The organism is Staphylococcus kloosii (assembly GCF_032139365.1).
Taxonomy (GTDB): Bacteria; Bacillota; Bacilli; order Staphylococcales; family Staphylococcaceae; genus Staphylococcus; species Staphylococcus kloosii_A.
Genome location: NZ_JAVTDB010000060.1, coordinates 1 through 1,240 on the forward strand (window position 1 = coordinate 1; position 1,240 = coordinate 1,240).

Here is a 1,240-nt window from a genome sequence, read left to right on the forward strand (position 1 = left end):
TAATAAAAAAATAAATGGCGGAGGAAGAGGGATTCGAACCCCCGCGGGCCGTTAAGCCCCTGTCGGTTTTCAAGACCGATCCCTTCAGCCGGACTTGGGTATTCCTCCGTATTAGTAATAATTTTATTGAATTATATTGCTGAAAAATAAATGGCGGAGGAAGAGGGATTCGAACCCCCGCGGGCCGTTAAGCCCCTGTCGGTTTTCAAGACCGATCCCTTCAGCCGGACTTGGGTATTCCTCCGTATTTAATGGACCTTGCAGGATTCGAACCTGCGACCGAACGGTTATGAGCCGTTAGCTCTGACCAACTGAGCTAAAGGTCCTAAATATAATTCAAAATAAAATTTAGTGGCGGTGGAGGGGATCGAACCCCCGACCTCACGGGTATGAACCGTACGCTCTAGCCAGCTGAGCTACACCGCCGTTAAATATGTTTTATATGGTGGAGACTAGCGGGATCGAACCGCTGACCTCCTGCGTGCAAAGCAGGCGCTCTCCCATCTGAGCTAAGCCCCCATATAGGTATTTTAATCGGGAAGACAGGATTCGAACCTACGACCCCTTGGTCCCAAACCAAGTGCTCTACCAAGCTGAGCTACTTCCCGTAAAATATACAAGCGCGCCCGATAGGAGTCGAACCCATAACCTCTTGATCCGTAGTCAAACGCTCTATCCAGTTGAGCTACGGGCGCATATTTTACAAAAGATGGTGCCGAGGACCGGAATCGAACCGGTACGGTAATTACTTACCGCAGGATTTTAAGTCCTGTGCGTCTGCCAGTTCCGCCACCCCGGCACAAAAAATAATAATGGAGCAGAAGACGGGATTCGAACCCGCGACCCCGACCTTGGCAAGGTCGTATTCTACCGCTGAACTACTTCTGCAAATGCGGGTGAAGGGAGTCGAACCCCCACGCCGTAAGGCGCTAGATCCTAAGTCTAGTGCGTCTGCCAATTCCGCCACACCCGCATGTAATGGTGAGCCATAGAGGATTCGAACCTCTGACCCTCTGATTAAAAGTCAGATGCTCTACCAACTGAGCTAATGGCTCTTACATGGTGCCGGCCAGAGGACTTGAACCCCCAACCTACTGATTACAAGTCAGTTGCTCTACCAGTTGAGCTAGGCCGGCTAATTATGCATTTAACTAAAATGGTGGAGAATGACGGGTTCGAACCGCCGACCCTCTGCTTGTAAGGCAGATGCTCTCCCAGCTGAGCTAATTCTCCATAATAA

At 50.3% G+C, this 1,240-nt stretch carries 13 tRNA genes; all 13 read right to left on the bottom strand.

What is annotated here, in order from left to right:
- Positions 1-15 precede the first annotated feature (15 nt).
- The 13 genes from RPL90_RS07930 to RPL90_RS07990 all read right to left on the bottom strand — a co-directional run bounded on the left by RPL90_RS07930 (position 16) and on the right by RPL90_RS07990 (position 1,233).
- Positions 16-108, bottom strand: a tRNA-Ser gene (locus RPL90_RS07930).
- A gap of 43 nt (positions 109-151) precedes the next feature.
- A tRNA-Ser gene (locus tag RPL90_RS07935) sits at positions 152-244 on the bottom strand.
- Positions 245-252: 8 nt separating this feature from the next.
- Positions 253-326: transfer RNA gene (locus tag RPL90_RS07940), tRNA-Ile, on the bottom strand.
- Between the two features lie 26 nt (positions 327-352).
- A tRNA-Met gene (locus RPL90_RS07945) sits at positions 353-426 on the bottom strand.
- A 17-nt stretch (positions 427-443) separates the two neighbouring features.
- Positions 444-519: transfer RNA gene (locus tag RPL90_RS07950), tRNA-Ala, on the bottom strand.
- A 15-nt stretch (positions 520-534) separates the two neighbouring features.
- Positions 535-608: transfer RNA gene (locus tag RPL90_RS07955), tRNA-Pro, on the bottom strand.
- Between the two features lie 13 nt (positions 609-621).
- Positions 622-695: transfer RNA gene (locus RPL90_RS07960), tRNA-Arg, on the bottom strand.
- Positions 696-710: 15 nt separating this feature from the next.
- Positions 711-799, bottom strand: a tRNA-Leu gene (locus RPL90_RS07965).
- Between the two features lie 14 nt (positions 800-813).
- Positions 814-888 (bottom strand) — tRNA-Gly (locus RPL90_RS07970).
- A 3-nt stretch (positions 889-891) separates the two neighbouring features.
- A tRNA-Leu gene (locus RPL90_RS07975) sits at positions 892-973 on the bottom strand.
- A gap of 6 nt (positions 974-979) precedes the next feature.
- Positions 980-1,055: transfer RNA gene (locus RPL90_RS07980), tRNA-Lys, on the bottom strand.
- Positions 1,056-1,060: 5 nt separating this feature from the next.
- Positions 1,061-1,136 (bottom strand) — tRNA-Thr (locus RPL90_RS07985).
- A gap of 21 nt (positions 1,137-1,157) precedes the next feature.
- Positions 1,158-1,233 (bottom strand) — tRNA-Val (locus RPL90_RS07990).
- Between the last annotated feature and the right edge of the window lie 7 nt (positions 1,234-1,240).